General features: G+C 51.2%; 19 protein-coding genes. 14 read left to right on the top strand and 5 right to left on the bottom strand.

Annotated features, from left to right (window positions below):
* The first annotated feature begins 46 nt into the window (after positions 1-46).
* Positions 47-670: a hydrogen peroxide resistance inhibitor IprA gene (gene iprA / locus NA389_RS08815; protein WP_000950236.1), complete on the top strand. Its 624-nt coding sequence runs from the start codon at positions 47-49 to the stop codon at positions 668-670.
* A gap of 44 nt (positions 671-714) precedes the next feature.
* Here iprA and ampH read toward each other — a convergent pair whose 3' ends face one another.
* Positions 715-1,872 (bottom strand): D-alanyl-D-alanine-carboxypeptidase/endopeptidase AmpH, encoded by a 1,158-nt coding sequence (gene ampH, locus NA389_RS08810; protein ID WP_000830780.1) that lies wholly within the window; start codon positions 1,870-1,872, stop codon positions 715-717.
* 346 nt (positions 1,873-2,218) lie between these two features.
* On the opposite strand from ampH, the gene sbmA reads away from it, so the two are divergent.
* Together sbmA and yaiW are read left to right on the top strand one after the other, a co-directional pair.
* Positions 2,219-3,439, top strand: a complete 1,221-nt coding sequence (sbmA, locus tag NA389_RS08805; RefSeq protein ID WP_000477022.1) for a peptide antibiotic transporter SbmA — start codon at positions 2,219-2,221, stop codon at positions 3,437-3,439.
* Between the two features lie 14 nt (positions 3,440-3,453).
* Positions 3,454-4,548 carry a surface-exposed outer membrane lipoprotein YaiW gene (yaiW, locus tag NA389_RS08800; protein ID WP_000100995.1) on the top strand — a complete coding sequence of 365 codons (1,095 nt, stop codon included), beginning with the start codon at positions 3,454-3,456 and terminating at the stop codon, positions 4,546-4,548.
* Between the two features lie 37 nt (positions 4,549-4,585).
* On the opposite strand, the gene NA389_RS08795 is transcribed toward yaiW, so the two are convergent.
* Positions 4,586-4,894, bottom strand: a complete 309-nt coding sequence (locus NA389_RS08795) for a YaiY family protein (protein WP_000763137.1) — start codon at positions 4,892-4,894, stop codon at positions 4,586-4,588.
* A gap of 267 nt (positions 4,895-5,161) precedes the next feature.
* Here NA389_RS08795 and NA389_RS08790 point away from each other — a divergent pair, with 267 nt between their 5' ends.
* Entirely contained in the window at positions 5,162-5,377 is a 216-nt protein-coding gene (locus tag NA389_RS08790) for a DUF2754 family protein (protein WP_001239240.1), read from the top strand.
* Between the two features lie 25 nt (positions 5,378-5,402).
* Here the strand turns inward: NA389_RS08790 and ddlA are convergent, their stop codons facing one another.
* On the bottom strand, positions 5,403-6,497 hold the full coding sequence (ddlA, locus tag NA389_RS08785) for a D-alanine--D-alanine ligase (protein WP_001096588.1): 1,095 nt from the start codon (positions 6,495-6,497) through the stop codon (positions 5,403-5,405).
* Positions 6,498-6,574: 77 nt separating this feature from the next.
* Here ddlA and NA389_RS08780 point away from each other — a divergent pair, with 77 nt between their 5' ends.
* The 5 genes from NA389_RS08780 (at position 6,575) to adrA (ending at position 11,102) form a co-directional block, all read left to right on the top strand.
* Entirely contained in the window at positions 6,575-7,288 is a 714-nt protein-coding gene (locus NA389_RS08780; protein ID WP_000480786.1) for an extensin-like domain-containing protein, read from the top strand.
* A 168-nt stretch (positions 7,289-7,456) separates the two neighbouring features.
* A complete protein-coding gene (locus NA389_RS08775; protein WP_000446773.1) occupies positions 7,457-8,668 on the top strand; it encodes a multidrug efflux MFS transporter in 1,212 nt (403 codons plus the stop codon).
* Positions 8,669-8,964: 296 nt separating this feature from the next.
* Entirely contained in the window at positions 8,965-9,225 is a 261-nt protein-coding gene (iraP, locus tag NA389_RS08770) for an anti-adapter protein IraP (protein WP_001518423.1), read from the top strand.
* A 352-nt stretch (positions 9,226-9,577) separates the two neighbouring features.
* Positions 9,578-9,898: a phosphate starvation-inducible protein PsiF gene (psiF, locus tag NA389_RS08765; protein ID WP_000705162.1), complete on the top strand. Its 321-nt coding sequence runs from the start codon at positions 9,578-9,580 to the stop codon at positions 9,896-9,898.
* Between the two features lie 91 nt (positions 9,899-9,989).
* On the top strand, positions 9,990-11,102 hold the full coding sequence (gene adrA / locus NA389_RS08760; protein WP_000484091.1) for a diguanylate cyclase AdrA: 1,113 nt from the start codon (positions 9,990-9,992) through the stop codon (positions 11,100-11,102).
* A gap of 14 nt (positions 11,103-11,116) precedes the next feature.
* Here the strand turns inward: adrA and proC are convergent, their stop codons facing one another.
* The gene (proC, locus tag NA389_RS08755; protein WP_000412193.1) at positions 11,117-11,926 is read right to left on the bottom strand and encodes a pyrroline-5-carboxylate reductase; all 810 of its coding nucleotides are present in this window, start codon (positions 11,924-11,926) and stop codon (positions 11,117-11,119) included.
* 139 nt (positions 11,927-12,065) lie between these two features.
* On the opposite strand from proC, the gene NA389_RS08750 reads away from it, so the two are divergent.
* The 5 genes from NA389_RS08750 (at position 12,066) to ppnP (ending at position 14,752) form a co-directional block, all read left to right on the top strand.
* Positions 12,066-12,521 (top strand): YaiI/YqxD family protein, encoded by a 456-nt coding sequence (locus NA389_RS08750; RefSeq protein WP_000158137.1) that lies wholly within the window; start codon positions 12,066-12,068, stop codon positions 12,519-12,521.
* Positions 12,522-12,705: 184 nt separating this feature from the next.
* Positions 12,706-13,251 (top strand): shikimate kinase AroL, encoded by a 546-nt coding sequence (gene aroL, locus NA389_RS08745; protein WP_000983570.1) that lies wholly within the window; start codon positions 12,706-12,708, stop codon positions 13,249-13,251.
* Positions 13,252-13,277: 26 nt separating this feature from the next.
* Positions 13,278-13,469, top strand: coding sequence for a protein YaiA (yaiA, locus tag NA389_RS08740; protein ID WP_001143161.1), 192 nt, complete (start codon positions 13,278-13,280; stop codon positions 13,467-13,469).
* A 250-nt stretch (positions 13,470-13,719) separates the two neighbouring features.
* Positions 13,720-14,397 carry an AroM family protein gene (locus tag NA389_RS08735; protein ID WP_001276437.1) on the top strand — a complete coding sequence of 226 codons (678 nt, stop codon included), beginning with the start codon at positions 13,720-13,722 and terminating at the stop codon, positions 14,395-14,397.
* 70 nt (positions 14,398-14,467) lie between these two features.
* Positions 14,468-14,752: a pyrimidine/purine nucleoside phosphorylase gene (gene ppnP / locus NA389_RS08730; protein WP_000941953.1), complete on the top strand. Its 285-nt coding sequence runs from the start codon at positions 14,468-14,470 to the stop codon at positions 14,750-14,752.
* A 37-nt stretch (positions 14,753-14,789) separates the two neighbouring features.
* Here ppnP and rdgC read toward each other — a convergent pair whose 3' ends face one another.
* Positions 14,790-15,701: a recombination-associated protein RdgC gene (gene rdgC / locus NA389_RS08725; RefSeq protein ID WP_000964307.1), complete on the bottom strand. Its 912-nt coding sequence runs from the start codon at positions 15,699-15,701 to the stop codon at positions 14,790-14,792.
* Between the last annotated feature and the right edge of the window lie 50 nt (positions 15,702-15,751).

Below are 15,751 nucleotides of genomic sequence, written 5' to 3'. Positions count from 1 at the left end.
AAAATGCCCGTCAAGGACTTGACGGGCATTATTGCAAGGAATGCATATGTTATCTTTAAGCAAGCCACTACAGGAATTCAACAGACTCGATAAATGCCTTTCTAAGCATGGTACGCGTTTCGAGTTTGTTAACGATAAAGAGATTATCTGTTCACCTGATGAAAGTAATACCCATACCTTTGTTATTTTAGAGGGGGTTGTTTCGTTAGTTCGGGGTGATAAAGTTCTTATTGGTATTGTGCAGGCTCCCTTTATTTTCGGCTTAGCCGATGGTGTGGCGAAAAAAGAGGCACAATATAAATTAATTGCGGAGAGCGGTTGCATCGGTTATCGCCTCTCATCATCACAAACTCTCGCCATCATTGAGCAGAACCAACTGTGGCGTGAGGCCTTCTGTTGGTTAGTATGGAAAAGCCAGGTACTGGAACTTCGTGACAAGCAGCTCATTGGTAATAATTCTTACGACCAGATTCGTGCGACGTTAATGACAATGATTGAGTGGGATGAAGAACTTCGCTCACGTATTGGTGTTATGAATTATATTCATCAACGAACGCGCGTATCGCGATCGGTGGTGGCGGAAGTTCTCGCGGCCCTGCGTAAGGGTAATTACATTGAAATGAATAAAGGCAAACTGATCAGTATTAACCGTTTGCCCTCCGAATATTAACAAAAATGTTGCGCCTCGTCTGATATAGCGCGAGGCGCGACGACTCAGGATGCAGGAATAGCAATCGGTTTATTGCCGCTTAACTCAGTAACCAAATCGTTAATCCCGTCGCTCATATTGGTAAAACGAGTGAGGGGGGAACGGGTTACGACCACAAAAGCGCCAATATTATATTGTGGGATCATCGCCATATAGGTAATAAAACCGCCGCCGCCTCCTGTTTTCTGGATAATGCCAGGACGTCCGTCTTTTGGCGCCATATAGACCCAGCCCAGACCGAGCGCGTCGGCTTTACCTGGTACGTCCATCCCGATGATTTTCTTTAACTGTGTGCGCTGATAAATCAACGTTTGCATACGATCGGCCTGATGACTACGGTGATAGAAATCTGACGACAGATACTGTTGCATCCAGCGCATCATATCTCCTGGCGTAGAATAGACCCCGCCGCTGCCAATGGCTGCCAGCGTATTATTACAGGGGCTTGCGCCTTTCTCTGCCACCATCAGACGCTTACACTGATCGGGAGAGGGGGTAAACGTGGTGTCTTTCATTCCCAGCGGGCGGGTAATCTTTTCTTCAAACAGTTGCGTATAAGGTTTGCCGGAGGCGGTCGCCAGCGCGTCGGCTAACAGGTCGAACGCCAGATTGGAATAGGCCGCCTGCGAGCCTGGCGCGACTTTTAACGTTGCTGTGGAGAGCCAGCTCCAGCGTTGTTCGCGGGTTGGCCAGACAAATACCGGACGATGCGCCGCGCCGCCGGGCTGTTCTCGCGGAAGCGCGCTGGTATGGGTCGCTAAGTTGACCAACGTAATCGGCGTGCCTTGATACGTCGGGACATGCGCGCCGGGAGGCGCATATTTGCTGAGAGGGTCGTTTAATTTTACCGTTCCCTGATCGAGCAATTTTACCAACATTTCACTGGTCATTAGCTTGGTGAGCGAAGCGATACGAATGACCGAATCAAGCTGTGGACGAACATTATTGCCCGGTCTGGTGTCACCGAAACTACGAAACACGCGTTGATTGCCGTCGATCACCACCAGCGCCATGCCCGTGGCGCCGCTACCATAAAAGATATGCTCGGCATAACGATCAACGATATCAGAGGCAAAAACCGGATCGGCAATCGGCTGAGCCGCCTGGACAGAAGTAAGTGATGCCGCAAACAGCATGGCAGTAAAAAGCAGACTACGTTTCAACGGTGATGTCCATAAGTGAAATAACGGTGGTTATGCGTATTTATACTACCCGGCGGCACATTGCAAAACGTTAAAGAGAAAAAAGTGGGTGAAAAAACGTAACGGCGGGTTTTCGTGATGAAGAATGTTTACTTTTGTGATAGAGCGCTTGTGATAACCTGATAGCGCCAGCCTGCCTGCTTAGAATGAAACTCGTCGAAACAATTCTGTTGAGCAGAAGTGCGAACTAAGCGTCACAACGTAGGTCACAATGCCTGGTTTAGCCCTTTCATTTGCGTGGGCATGGCGTGATATTGCCGCCGTTACAGCAGCCGTAATAAAGAGAAGAAGTTAGCAGGAGAGCATGATGTTTAAATCTTTTTTCCCAAAGCCAGGGCCGTTTTTCATGTCGGCGTTTGTTTGGGCGCTGATCGCCGTCATTTTCTGGCAGGCGGGAGGAGGAGATTGGGTGGCGCGACTTGTAGGGGCATCCGATGAAGTGCCTATCAGCGCAGCGCGCTTCTGGTCGCTGGACTATCTGATTTTTTATGCTTATTACCTGATTTGCGTGGGATTATTTGCAACGTTCTGGTTCATCTATAGCCCGCACCGCTGGCAGTATTGGTCGATACTTGGCACCTCGCTCATTATTTTTGTCACCTGGTTTTTGGTGGAGGTTGGCGTTGCGGTTAACGCCTGGTACGCGCCGTTCTATGATTTGATTCAAACGGCGCTCAGCTCGCCGCACAAGGTCACTCTTGGTCAATTTTATCATGAAGTGGGGGTGTTTCTCGGTATTGCGCTTATCGCCGTGGTGATCGGTGTGCTGAACAACTTCTTTGTCAGCCACTATGTATTTCGCTGGCGTACCGCAATGAATGAGCACTATATGGCGCACTGGCAGTACCTGCGCCATATCGAAGGGGCCGCCCAGCGTGTACAGGAAGACACCATGCGTTTTGCCTCTACACTGGAGAATATGGGCGTGAGTTTTATCAATGCCATCATGACGCTCATCGCCTTTCTGCCGGTGTTGGTCACCCTGTCAGCGCATGTGCCGGATTTACCCATCGTAGGGCATATCCCTTACGGCCTGGTCATTGCCGCTATAGTCTGGTCATTAATGGGGACGGGCCTGCTGGCGGTCGTCGGGATCAAATTGCCGGGGCTGGAATTTAAAAATCAGCGAGTGGAAGCCGCTTATCGTAAGGAGCTGGTCTACGGTGAAGATGACGCCAGCCGCGCCACGCCGCCAACCGTCCGTGAACTGTTTAGCGCGGTGCGCCATAACTACTTCCGTCTCTACTTTCACTATATGTATTTCAACATCGCGCGCATTCTCTATTTGCAGGTCGATAACGTTTTCGGTTTGTTCCTGCTGTTTCCTTCCATTGTTGCCGGTACGATTACGCTGGGGCTGATGACGCAAATCACCAACGTGTTTGGCCAGGTGCGCGGTTCGTTCCAGTATTTGATTAACTCCTGGACGACTCTGGTGGAGCTGATGTCTATTTATAAACGTTTACGTAGCTTTGAACGCCAGTTGGATGGTCAGCCAGTTCAGGAAGTGAGCCACTCTTTTAGCTAACAGAAGGAAACGTTATGTCGACGGCGTCCCGTCTTTATCCTCTGCCTTTTCTGGCGGTCGCCATATTGGCTGGCTGTAGTAGTCAATCCGGGCAGCCGGTGAGCAAGGGCGAGAAGCCTGTCGACGTGGCAAGCGTAGTACGTCAGAAAATGCCGGCCAGTGTCAAAGACAGAGAGGCCTGGGCGAAAGACATCGCGACAACGTTTAAGAGCCAGGGGCTGGCGCCGACGGTAGAAAATATCTGTTCGGTGCTGGCTGTCGCCCAGCAGGAGTCCGGTTATCAGGCGGATCCTGTCGTGCCGGGGCTAAGTAAAATAGCCTGGCAGGAGATTGATCGCCGTGCTGAACGACTACACATTCCGCTGTTTCTGGTGCACACCGCGCTGAAAATTAACTCCCCTAACGGCAAGAGCTATAGCGAACGCCTGGACACGGTAAAAACCGAAAAACAGCTTAGCGCTATTTTTGACGACTTTATCAATATGGTTCCTATGGGGCAGACGCTATTTGGCTCATATAACCCGGTGCATACGGGCGGCCCGATGCAGGTCAGCATTGCCTTTGCCGAACAGCACGCGAAAGGTTATCCGTGGAAGATGGCGGGTACGGTACGTCAGGAGGTCTTTACGCGCCGTGGCGGATTGTGGTTTGGAACCTACCATTTGCTGAATTACCCGGCGAACTACAGCGCGCCTGTTTTCCGCTTCGCCGACTTCAACGCGGGATGGTACGCCAGCCGTAACGCTGCGTTCCAGAATGCCGTCAGTAAAGCCAGTGGGGTAAAACTGGCGCTGGATGGCGATCTGATTCGTTATAACAGCAAGAAACCGGGCAAAACAGAGTTAGCGGTGCGCAAACTGGCAGGGCAGTTGGGAATGAGTGAGCGCGAAATTCGCAGCCAACTGGAGAAAGGCGATAGCCTGGCGTTTGAAAAAACGGCGCTCTACAAGAAAGTCTATAAACTGGCCGAGGCCAAAACGGGCAAGACGCTTGCGCGGGAAATGTTGCCCGGTATTCAACTGGAAAGTCCGAAGATCACGCGCAAGCTGACGACCGCCTGGTTTGCTAAACGAGTTGATGAGCGGCGGGCGCGGTGTATGGGGCGATAAATTTCGCGCTGGGATATTTTCTCCAGCGCGCTAAGGTTTATTGGTGACGGTGACGCCAGCGTAAAAACGCGGCGATAACGGCGAAAATGAGGCAGCCTGTGAGGAAGGGCACCAGACCAAAAATCGTCCCGACGCCCAGACCAATCTCTACCCGCGGTCGACCTGTATCCTGTACCTGCATCAGATGCTCATAGATGCCCGGCGCATGAACCAGCAGGTTTAAGAGTTGCGCTCCGGCCCAGAAGCAAAACAGTACAAATATGGCGTAAGCAATATTTCCGGGCGTAGAGGAGGTTTCTTGATGCTTCCCGCTGAACAGCGATTTTGAGAGAGTGAAATCAGCCATAAAGACCTCCAGGATGATCGGCTACGATCTGGCGTTATGCCATCGGCTTACTGTGAAGTCTGACAGGTCATTGTGTTTGTCAATATCAGAATCATGGTAATTTCACATACGGAATGTATCCATCGCGTAAATTTTTGTTAGTTGTCACAAAATGATCACTTTTATCAAAATCAATTAACATTTAAGAAATTCCGTATCCCCCACAGACTCGCTCGCCAGAAGTATGCAAAAATACGTTTTTGTTGCTGTTAATACGTCGGAGTCGTTATGCGTTTGCCTGTAAAAATTCGTCGTGACTGGCACTACTATGCCTTCTCTATTGGCCTTATCTTTATTTTGAATGGCGTCGTAGGATTGCTGGGTTTTGAGGCGAAAGGATGGCAAACCTATGGCGTTGGGCTGGTAACGTGGATTATCAGCTTCTGGCTGGCGGGGTTCATCATTCGCCGGCGCGAAGATGATGAGGTAAAAGACGCCCGATAAACGTTGCGCTATCGGGCGTGCGCTATTACATCGTGGTTTTTAAGGCGTTATTCGCCGTATGGCGTTCCAGCGCCAGCTCAATCAGGCGGCTGATCAAATCGGTATAGCCCAATCCGCTCGCCTGCCAGAGTTTTGGATACATACTGATATTGGTAAAACCTGGCAGCGTATTGATCTCGTTAATCACGACCTCATTGTCTGCCGTTAAGAAGACATCGACACGCGCCATACCCGCGCACCCCAGCGTCTGATAAGCCTGGATCGCGATCGCGCGGATCTTGTCATTCACCTCGGAAGGGATCTGCGCAGGCACGACAACTTGTGCGCCGTTATCATCAATATACTTAGTATCGTAGGCGTAAAATTCGCTATTCAGTACGATTTCGCCGCAGGTACTGGCCTGTGGGTTATCGTTACCTAATACGGCGCATTCGATCTCGCGCCCTTTGATCCCTTGCTCCACCACCACTTTATGATCGAATTCGAAAGCCAGCGCGACCGCCTGCTGATATTGCGCTTCGTTAGCGACTTTACTAACGCCGACCGAAGAGCCCTGATTGGCGGGCTTAACGAACAGCGGCAGTCCCAGACGGGATTCAACCTCGGCAAAACTAAACGCGTGACGATTCGTTCGGGTGAGTGTAATAAACGGGGCGATATTCAGTCCTGCATCGCGTAGCAGTCGTTTGGCGACGTCTTTATCCATGCAGGCTGCGGAGCTCAGCACGTCTGAACCGACAAACGGTAAGTTTGCGACGCGCAGCATCCCCTGCAATGAGCCGTCTTCGCCCAGCGTACCGTGGACGATAGGAAAAATAACATCTACCGTCGGTAGCGGCTGCCCGTTCTGGGCGTTAATCAACTGGTGTTGGTGTTTGCCAGGCACCTGGGCCAGACTGATTGCCGAAGGACGTAGCGCGATATGTGCCGGATCGTCTGCATTCTGCAAATAATTTTCCGCATCGTTAACATGCCATTGTCCTGCCTTATCTATCCCTAACAGCACCACGTCGAAGCGGGTTTTATCGATCGCATCAACGATATTTTTCGCTGATTGCAAAGACACTTCATGTTCCGCCGACTTACCGCCAAATACTATTCCTACCCGCAATTTCGCCATCTTAAAAACCCATTCCATCGAATGCAAAGCGTATACATTACCACGACAAAACGCGGGTTTCGCGGGCTTCTGCCATAATGTTTATGGGATGTGAGAACGGAGGCCGCGTGAGAGGTAAGGGTTTTCTGATTATTGTGCTGTTGGGCGGCATTGGCGGACTGGGATATCGTTATCTTCCCTCTTATTATAATCCTTTTGCTCCGCTACAACTTGCCGATCCGCCAGGCTGGATCACTACCTTCAAACTACAGCGCCTTACGCTGTCGCAGTGCCGGGAGCTTTTGACGGCGGCCAATCAACAGGGATTAATTTCATCACAACCTGTTGCGGATAGCACTGGTGAATGTCCCTTGTCCCATGTTGTGCGCGTCAGAGATTTTGGCCAGGTCAAACTGAGCAGCAGTTTTTTAGCCTCCTGCCCGTTGGCGCTGCGCTCCGCGCTGTTTGTCGAACAGCAGGCAAAACCTTTAACAGAAACGTGGATGAAGCGCCGCCTGACCCGCATCGAACATCTGGGCAGCTATGCCTGCCGTAATATTTATCACCGCCCGGATGCGCGTCGCAGTGAACATGCCAGCGCAGAAGCGCTGGATGTCAGCGGGTTTCAGCTATCGGATGGCCGAAAAATCACTGTTCTGCGCGGCTGGGGGCGTGAGGAGACGGGGCCCTGGTTACGCGCTATGTTAAACGCCAGTTGCCATTATTATGGCAATGGACTCGGGCCTGACTATAACGCTGCTCATGCTAACCATTTTCATCTTGGAATGCGGGGCTACGGCGTGTGTCGTTAAAGCATAAACGTCTGCCTTGCGCGGCTATATAATGTGATATGTTTCACAAAAATGATGAACGGGGAGACAAAATAGCAAAGTGTGACGTATCGCACCTCTGGAACCACCAGGAAAATGAGAGCTTGCTAAGCTAACGCGTATTTTCAGCTACTTACCGTTACGAGTCTTATGGAATCCTGGAAAGTTAATCTAATTTCCGTTTGGTTTGGATGTTTTTTTACCGGGCTGGCAATCAGCCAAATCCTGCCATTTTTACCCCTTTATATTTCCCAGCTTGGCGTCTCTTCCCATGAAGCGTTATCAATGTGGTCCGGGTTAACGTTTAGCATCACGTTTCTTATTTCCGCCATTGTGTCGCCGATGTGGGGCAGTCTCGCCGATCGTAAAGGGCGTAAACTGATGCTATTGCGCGCGTCGCTCGGGATGGCGATAGCTATTCTACTGCAGGCATTCGCGACCCATGTCTGGCAACTTTTCCTGCTGCGCGGAATCATGGGGTTAACGTCAGGCTATATCCCCAATGCCATGGCGCTGGTAGCCTCTCAGGTACCGCGCGAACGTAGCGGCTGGGCGCTCAGTACGCTTTCTACCGCGCAAATCAGCGGCGTTATCGGCGGGCCGTTAATGGGCGGCTTTGTCGCGGATCATATCGGGCTGCGGGCGGTATTTCTGATTACCGCCATGCTGTTGGTGGTGAGCTTTCTGGTCACGCTATTTTTAATTAAAGAAGGCGTACGTCCGGTCATCAGGAAAAGCGAACGCCTGAGCGGTAAAGCCGTTTTTGCGTCGTTACCTTATCCTGCGCTGGTGATCAGTTTGTTTTTTACCACGATGGTCATTCAACTCTGTAATGGTTCCATCAGTCCAATCCTGGCGCTGTTTATCAAATCAATGATGCCGGACAGTAATAACATCGCCTTTCTTAGCGGGTTAATTGCCTCGGTGCCCGGTATCTCCGCGCTTATCTCCGCGCCTCGCCTGGGAAAACTTGGCGACAGAATCGGCACGGAAAGAATTCTGATGGCCACGCTTATCTGCGCAGTGCTGCTTTTCTTCGCGATGTCCTGGGTCACCACGCCGTTCCAGTTGGGGCTGTTGCGTTTCTTGTTAGGCTTTGCCGATGGCGCGATGTTACCCGCCGTACAAACGTTATTGGTGAAATACTCCAGCGATCAAATTACCGGACGTATTTTTGGTTACAACCAGTCATTTATGTACCTGGGCAACGTGGTTGGGCCGTTGATGGGCGCGACGGTATCGGCGATGGCCGGTTTCCGCTGGGTTTTTATCGCTACGGCGGCGATCGTGTTGATCAATATTGGGCAACTGACCCTGGTGTTACGTCGTCGGCGTAACGCGCAAAAAGCGAAAGGCCAATAGCGGTGCATCGTAACGGCGCTTCTGCCGTTACGATATGGTTTAAATTAAAAGATATATTCTTTATCCGTGAAGTTTTTCTATAGATGGCATAACCTTAAATTATGATATAGCGTGATTATTGTTTTTTGATGGTTTATTATCGTCTCGTTTTCGGTCTGAGAAACGTTTCGCTGCGGCGACAGTGATAATTATTTGTGTAAAGTTCTTCCTGTATCATAAAAATAGTACTTTCAGCCTCTAGGCAGTGGTTCTTCATAGTGATAACGTCACCCTGGAACTAATAAGGAAATATGGTCATGAAAAATCTCATAGCAGAGTTGTTGCTTAAGCTAGCCCAAAAAGAAGAAGAGTCGAAAGAACTGGTTGCTCAGGTAGAAGCGTTAGAGATTATCGTCACAGCAATGTTACGTAACATGGCGCAAAACGAGCAGGAGATGTTGATACGTCAGGTAGAGGGGGCACTTGAAGGCGTAAAGCCGGATGCCAGCGTTCCTGATCACGATACGGAATTGCTGCGCCAATATGTAAAAAAGTTGCTGAGACACCCCCGGCACTAATCGTATTTAAAACAACACAGTTGTTATAACGTTACTTTTATAAAATAGCCCTGGCCGCTTCGTTTTTATTTTGCTCTGTATTAACCAGAAGAAAATAAAAACGAAGCGGCTATGGTAATAACAGTGTAACGCTATGCGCTGTTCTTCTGCATCCTGCCAGTGTGACTGTGGATAATCGAATTGCACATTAGCCTACGGTTTGTCAATCAATAAAACATCTATTGCTCACGGTAAGTAATACTTTTACAACCGGGTGGTATTTTTGCCAGTAACAGCCAGACTTATATAAAGTCCCTGGGATATTTCCCAAAGGGACAACGTGTAATGTGTACACTGACAAAAGGATGGTGCTATGAAAATAACATTACTGGTGACTTTACTTTTTGGCCTGGTCTTTTTAACCGCCGTCGGCGCAACCGAGAAACCGTTAACGCCGCAACAGCAGCGCATGACAACCTGTAATCAGCAGGCGACAGCGCAAGCGTTGAAAGGCGATGCGCGTAAAACCTACCTTAGCGACTGCCTGAAAAACAGTAAGTCAGCCCCTGGCGAGAAAAGCCTGACGCCGCAACAGCAGAAAATGCGTGAATGCAATGTTCAGGCGACGGAACAATCCCTGAAAGGCGATGACCGTAGCAAGTTTATGAGCGCCTGCCTGAAAAAAGCGGCGTAGTGCTATCGGGTGAGCCCTGAAAAACACTCACCCGAAATTTCATACTCCCTCCATGCGCTCTGTTTCTATAATTTGGGAAAATTGTTTCTAAATGTTCCCAAAAATAATGAATGATGAAAATTTTTACCGAAAAGCAGTTGAACAGGCGGTAGCGCCGCCTGACCCTCCTGATGATCGTCAGCGCTCCGGGTTGCGCTTCGCCCGGCGCATCAGGCTACCGCGCGCGGTGGGGTTAGGGGGGATGTTTTTACCGGTGGCCGCCGTGTTAGTGACGCAACCTGTCTTTGGCGGCTGGTGGCTGTTGCTGGTCGGCTGGTCTTTTGTCTGGCCGCATCTGGCGTGGCAGTGGTCGGCGAAAGCCCTTGATCCGCTACGTCAGGAAATTTACAACCTGAAAGTGGATGCGATCCTCTCCGGCATGTGGATCGCGCTGATGGGCGTCAATATGTTGCCTGCCGCCGCGCTGTTTATGATGATGAGCATGAATCTGATGGGGGCTGGCGGGCGGCAGCTATTCACTGCCGGAATGGGGCTTTTGCTGGCGTCATGTCTGGTGACGTTGCAGCTTACCGGGCTACCCGTCGCTATGCGAAGCTCGTCGCTGGAAGTTACGCTCTCTTTGCCCGTCATTATGTTGTATCCGCTTCTGTTCGCCTGGGTAAGTTACCAAACGGCCATTAAATTAGCGGAACATAAGCGACGCTTGCAGGCGATGAGCTCGCGGGATGGCATGACCGGCGTCTATAACCGACGCCACTGGGAAATTTTATTACGTAATGAATTCGATCACAGTCGACGCCACCATCGGGAGGCGACATTGTTGATTATCGACATCGATCATTTTAAGAGCATTAACGACACCTGGGGACATGATGTTGGGGATGAGGCTATTATCGCCCTGACGCGTCAATTACAGATAACGCTACGCGGGAGTGATATTATCGGGCGCTTTGGCGGCGACGAATTTGCGGTGATTATGTGCGGAACGCCGGCAGACAGCGCGATTACCGCCATGTCGCGAGTGCATGAACGGCTAAATACCTTACGCTTGCCGGGCGCGCCGCAGGTCATGTTACGTATCAGCGTGGGCGTGGCGCCGTTAACGCCACAAATCGGTCATTATCGGGAATGGCTAAAGTCTGCGGATATGGCGCTTTACAAAGCAAAGAATGCCGGACGTAACCGCACCGAAGTGGCGGCATGACGTCCAGCCGGGCTTCAGGATTTACTGAGCGCCTCTGATTTTTCCATACACTTCGTCATCGCTTCTATTACCGCAGCGCGGAAGCCACGTTCTTCCAGAACGCGTACGGCTTCAATCGTCGTTCCGCCAGGCGAGCACACCATATCTTTCAGTTCGCCGGGATGTTTTCCGGTTTCGAGTACCATTTTCGCCGATCCCATGACGGCCTGCGCGGCGAATTTATAAGCCTGAGCGCGAGGCATACCGCCCAGAACGGCAGCGTCCGCCATCGCCTCGATAAACATAAAGACATAGGCCGGCGAAGATCCGCTCACGCCAACCACCGGATGGATCATCGGCTCAGCAATCACTTCCGCCTCGCCAAAGCAGCGGAAAATATTCAGGACATCAGCCGTATCTTCCGGTGTGACCAGCGCGTTGGGCGTGACGGAGGTCATTCCTGCGTTAACCAGCGACGGCGTATTCGGCATAGCGCGAATGATTTTACGGTCGTGTCCCAGCGCGCGCGCAAGCTGATCAAGCGTTACGCCTGCGGCGATAGAGACCACCAGAGAGTCTTTGTTCAGGCTGGAGGAGATTTCACTGAGCACTTTCACCATAATGCCCGGTTTTACCGCGCCGAAAACGATATCCGCGACCTGAGCGACCTCCTGCGCGCTTTGCGCCGCATTAATGCCGTACTGGTCATGCAGGGCGGCAACTTTATCGGGGGAGGGGGTGTAGACCCAGATCTGACCGGGAAGTACCTGACCGCTGGCAATCAGTCCGCCAAGAATAGCCTTGCCCATATTACCGCAGCCAATAAAACCGATTTTCTTCTCCATCTCGTCACTCCCTATGTTTGTGTGTTATGGGGAATGGTTAGCTTAACGCGGATTGAAAACGGGCAGAAGGAGAAACAGCACTTTGATGAAAGACAAAAGCGCGAGACAATAAAAGATTGTATACCGTACGGGAGACATTATGACCATCTGGGTGGATGCGGATGCGTGTCCGAATGTCATTAAAGAAATTTTGTACCGCGCCGCCGAGCGGATGCAGTTGCCGCTTATTCTGGTTGCCAATCAGGCCTTGCGTGTGCCGCCTTCGCGTTTTATCCGCACGCTCCGCGTGGCCGCCGGGTTTGACGTGGCGGACAATGAAATTGTGCGTCAATGCGAAGCGGGCGATCTGGTGATTACCGCGGATATTCCGCTGGCGGCTGAAGTGCTGGAAAAAGGCGCTGCGGCTCTTAATCCCCGGGGAGAACGCTATAGCGACGCCACGATTCGCGAACGTCTGACGATGCGTGACTTTATGGACACGCTACGCGCCAGCGGCGTACAAACGGGGGGACCAAACACTCTCTCGCCGCGCGATCGTCAGCATTTTGCCGCCGAGCTGGATAAGTGGTGGCTGGAAAGCCAGCGTAAAAAATAAATCGTGTAATGAAAAATTTACAGTTTATTCATTTCTGATTCTTGCTATAGTACTAATATTGTGACTTTAGTACTTTAATGTAAATTATTGTTTACATTTATGCGTTGTACTAGTTAGATGATATGATTATAACATTGCTGCTATCAAATCCTGCGTATGCGCAGTTCCTGGGGGAACGCCTGCTATGATGCAACCTCTTTATCTTGTTGGCCCGCGGGGCTGTGGGAAAACCACCATCGGTATGGCGCTGGCGCAGGCAACCGGTTTTCGGTTTGCAGATACCGACCGCTGGCTGCAATCGCACGTGCAGATGAGCGTCGCTGATATCGTTGAAAAAGAAGGCTGGGGAGGGTTCCGCGCCCGGGAAACCGCGGCCCTGGAAGCGGTAAGCGCGCCTTCGACTGTTGTGGCGACGGGGGGCGGTATTATTCTCACGGAGTATAACCGACGTTATATGCACCGTGTTGGCGTAGTGATTTATCTGTGCGCGCCGGTATCCACGCTGGTTAACCGGCTTGAGGCTGAACCTGAAGCGGATCTGCGCCCGACCCTCACCGGCAAGCCGTTGAGCGAAGAGGTTCGGGAAGTGCTTGAGCAGCGTGACGCGTTGTATCGCGAAACGGCGCATTACATTATTGACGCGACGAAAACGCCGGCCCAGGTCGTTTCTGAAATTATTGCGGCGTTGCCGCCGTCGACGCAACGGTTACAGGGAGATGTCTATACTTAACGCTCACCCAGAATAAAGGAAACGCTATGCCAACCAGACCACCTTATCCGCGGGAAGCTTATATCGTCACCATTGAAAAAGGCACGCCGGGCCAGACGGTGACGTGGTATCAGCTACGGGCTGACCATCCGAAACCTGATTCGCTCATCAGCGAGCATCCGACCGCAGAAGAAGCGATGGATGCGAAAAAACGTTACGAAGATCCGGATAAATCATAGACGCATGAAGCACTCGGAAGGGATTCCGGGTACCCCTAAATTGTATCTCCATCACATTCTTGAAACATTTATACTGGCAACTAAAACCGTAAATTAAGCGATAACAATACAATATTGGAGTTATTTGGAATCTTTACACAATACGTTGCTCATCTGCTGCTACGCTTTCTGAGATTTGTAGGGCAGGTAGCGCGGTGAGCGTGTGAATATTTGCCCGGGAATTACGACGAAGTAATAAGGTGGAATAAAAATGAGTGCGTCGTTGGCAATCCTCACAATCGGCGTTGTGCCAATGAGCGAAGTGTTACCGCTTCTGACGGAATACATCGACGAACAACACATCACCCATCATAGCCTGCTGGGAAAAATGAGCCGGGAAGACGTTATGGCGGATTACGCTGTAGAGCCTGGCGACGATCCGCTTTTGACGTTGCTGAATGATAACCAGATAGCCCATGTTTCCCGCCAGAAGGTGGAGCGAGATTTACAGAGCGTTGTCGAGGTGCTGGATAACCAGGGTTATGATGTCATTATACTGATGAGCACCGCGGCGATTAAAAGTATGGCAGCCCGTAATTCTATTTTGCTTGAACCGCTGCGTATTATCCCACCGCTTGTCGCCTCTATTGTGGATGGACATCAGGTGGGCGTGATTGTGCCTGTTGCAGAACTTCTGGCGGCCCAGGAGAAAAAATGGCAGGTATTGCAAATGCCGCCGGTGTATTCGCTGGCGAATCCGGTTCACGGTTCTGAGCAACAGTTAATTGATGCCGGACAGGCGCTACTGGATCAAGGCGCGGACGTCATTATGCTGGATTGTCTGGGTTTTCATCAGCGTCATCGGGATATTTTACAGCAGGCGCTGGATGTGCCGGTTTTACTCTCTAATGTTTTGATTGCGCGGTTAGCTTCAGAACTGCTTGTCTAATTTTACGTGACAGGCCGAACGTCAGGACTCTATATTGGGTGTTAATTTAATAATGAGACGGGGCCTGATTATGCTACAAAGCAATGAATACTTTTCCGGGAAAGTGAAGTCTATTGGATTTACCAGCAGTAGCACCGGCCGGGCCAGCGTTGGTGTGATGGCGGAAGGGGAGTATACCTTTGGCACCGCCGAACCCGAAGAGATGACGGTTGTGAGCGGCGCGTTGAAGGTACTGTTGCCGGGAACTGTCGAATGGAAAGTGTATACAGCCGGTGAGGTGTTTAACGTGCCTGGCCACAGCGAGTTTCATCTACAGGTCGCTGAGCCCACCTCGTATCTGTGCCGCTATTTGTAACGGTGAGTCCCCTCTCCGGCGGAGAGGGACCCTCTGGTTAGCGCTGCGCTTCGCCGCCTAATCCTTCCACCAGGCTTTGAATCAGCGCCGCCAGCTCGCCGGTCATCAGGATAAAGTCCGCGTCAAAACGTTGGGCAAAATCTTCCCGGTCGATATCTTCGTTCTGATCGCGCAGCTCGTCGCAGAATTTCAGACGCTTAATGGAGCCGTCGTCGCACATGACGAATTGAATACGCTGCTGCCAGTCGAGCGCCAGCTTCGTGACCACTTTACCCGCTTCAATATGAACGGCGATCTCGTCGCTGACCAGATCCTGCTTTTTCGCGCGGATCACGCCGCCATCTTCCAGCATCGCTTTCAATTCGGCTTCGTCCAGCAACTGGAAACCCTGAGCGACCGTACCGGAGCGCACCCACTCGGTGAGCGTCAGCTCAATCGGGTTTTCCAGCGCCAGCGGGACGACCGGCAGCGAGCCAAGACTTTTACGCAGTAGCGCCAAAGTATCTTCCGCTTTTTTCGCGCTGGCGCAGTCAACCATAATCAGGCCGTTAACGGTATCAATCCACATCATTGTCTGACTGAAGCGGCTAAACGCGCGCGGCAGCAACGAATGCAACACTTCATCCTTCAGGGAATCTTTTTCCGTCTTCTTCAGCTTGCGTCCCTGATCGGCTTCCAGTTTCTGGATTTTCGCCTCCAGTGCCTGTTTGATCACTGGCGATGGCAGGATTTTCTCTTCTTTGCGCGCGCAAATAATAATTTGGCCATTGGCGGTGTGCGTTAACGCATCGCTGTGAGAGCCCATCGGCGGAACCCAGCCCATTTTGGCCATATCCTGGCTACCGCATGGGGTAAACGTCATTGAGGTGAGCTGTTTCTCCATCTCTTCGGCGCGTAATGTAATATCGCGGCTAAGACGGTAAACCATTAAATTTTTGAACCACAGCATGATAATTTCCACGGCCTTGTCGTTAAATCCAGGCGGTATAGTAACGAATT

The organism is Salmonella sp. NW645, assembly GCF_051703725.1.
Classification (GTDB): Bacteria; Pseudomonadota; Gammaproteobacteria; order Enterobacterales; family Enterobacteriaceae; genus Salmonella; species Salmonella enterica.
The sequence above is the reverse complement of the archived record's forward strand: the minus strand, read 5'-3'. Positions and strand labels throughout refer to the sequence as shown.

What these genes read in the sequence shown, in the direction of transcription:
- iprA (WP_000950236.1), top strand. Translation starts at nt 47, where the DNA reads ATGTTATCTTTAAGCAAGCCACTACAGGAATTCAACAGACTCGATAAA.
- sbmA (WP_000477022.1), top strand. Translation starts at nt 2,219, where the DNA reads ATGTTTAAATCTTTTTTCCCAAAGCCAGGGCCGTTTTTCATGTCGGCG.
- yaiW (WP_000100995.1), top strand. Translation starts at nt 3,454, where the DNA reads ATGTCGACGGCGTCCCGTCTTTATCCTCTGCCTTTTCTGGCGGTCGCC.
- NA389_RS08795 (WP_000763137.1), bottom strand. Translation starts at nt 4,894, where the DNA reads ATGGCTGATTTCACTCTCTCAAAATCGCTGTTCAGCGGGAAGCATCAA.
- NA389_RS08790 (WP_001239240.1), top strand. Translation starts at nt 5,162, where the DNA reads ATGCGTTTGCCTGTAAAAATTCGTCGTGACTGGCACTACTATGCCTTC.
- ddlA (WP_001096588.1), bottom strand. Translation starts at nt 6,497, where the DNA reads ATGGCGAAATTGCGGGTAGGAATAGTATTTGGCGGTAAGTCGGCGGAA.
- NA389_RS08780 (WP_000480786.1), top strand. Translation starts at nt 6,575, where the DNA reads ATGTTTATGGGATGTGAGAACGGAGGCCGCGTGAGAGGTAAGGGTTTT.
- NA389_RS08775 (WP_000446773.1), top strand. Translation starts at nt 7,457, where the DNA reads ATGGAATCCTGGAAAGTTAATCTAATTTCCGTTTGGTTTGGATGTTTT.
- iraP (WP_001518423.1), top strand. Translation starts at nt 8,965, where the DNA reads ATGAAAAATCTCATAGCAGAGTTGTTGCTTAAGCTAGCCCAAAAAGAA.
- psiF (WP_000705162.1), top strand. Translation starts at nt 9,578, where the DNA reads ATGAAAATAACATTACTGGTGACTTTACTTTTTGGCCTGGTCTTTTTA.
- adrA (WP_000484091.1), top strand. Translation starts at nt 9,990, where the DNA reads ATGTTCCCAAAAATAATGAATGATGAAAATTTTTACCGAAAAGCAGTT.
- proC (WP_000412193.1), bottom strand. Translation starts at nt 11,926, where the DNA reads ATGGAGAAGAAAATCGGTTTTATTGGCTGCGGTAATATGGGCAAGGCT.
- NA389_RS08750 (WP_000158137.1), top strand. Translation starts at nt 12,066, where the DNA reads ATGACCATCTGGGTGGATGCGGATGCGTGTCCGAATGTCATTAAAGAA.
- aroL (WP_000983570.1), top strand. Translation starts at nt 12,706, where the DNA reads ATGATGCAACCTCTTTATCTTGTTGGCCCGCGGGGCTGTGGGAAAACC.
- yaiA (WP_001143161.1), top strand. Translation starts at nt 13,278, where the DNA reads ATGCCAACCAGACCACCTTATCCGCGGGAAGCTTATATCGTCACCATT.
- NA389_RS08735 (WP_001276437.1), top strand. Translation starts at nt 13,720, where the DNA reads ATGAGTGCGTCGTTGGCAATCCTCACAATCGGCGTTGTGCCAATGAGC.
- ppnP (WP_000941953.1), top strand. Translation starts at nt 14,468, where the DNA reads ATGCTACAAAGCAATGAATACTTTTCCGGGAAAGTGAAGTCTATTGGA.
- rdgC (WP_000964307.1), bottom strand. Translation starts at nt 15,701, where the DNA reads ATGCTGTGGTTCAAAAATTTAATGGTTTACCGTCTTAGCCGCGATATT.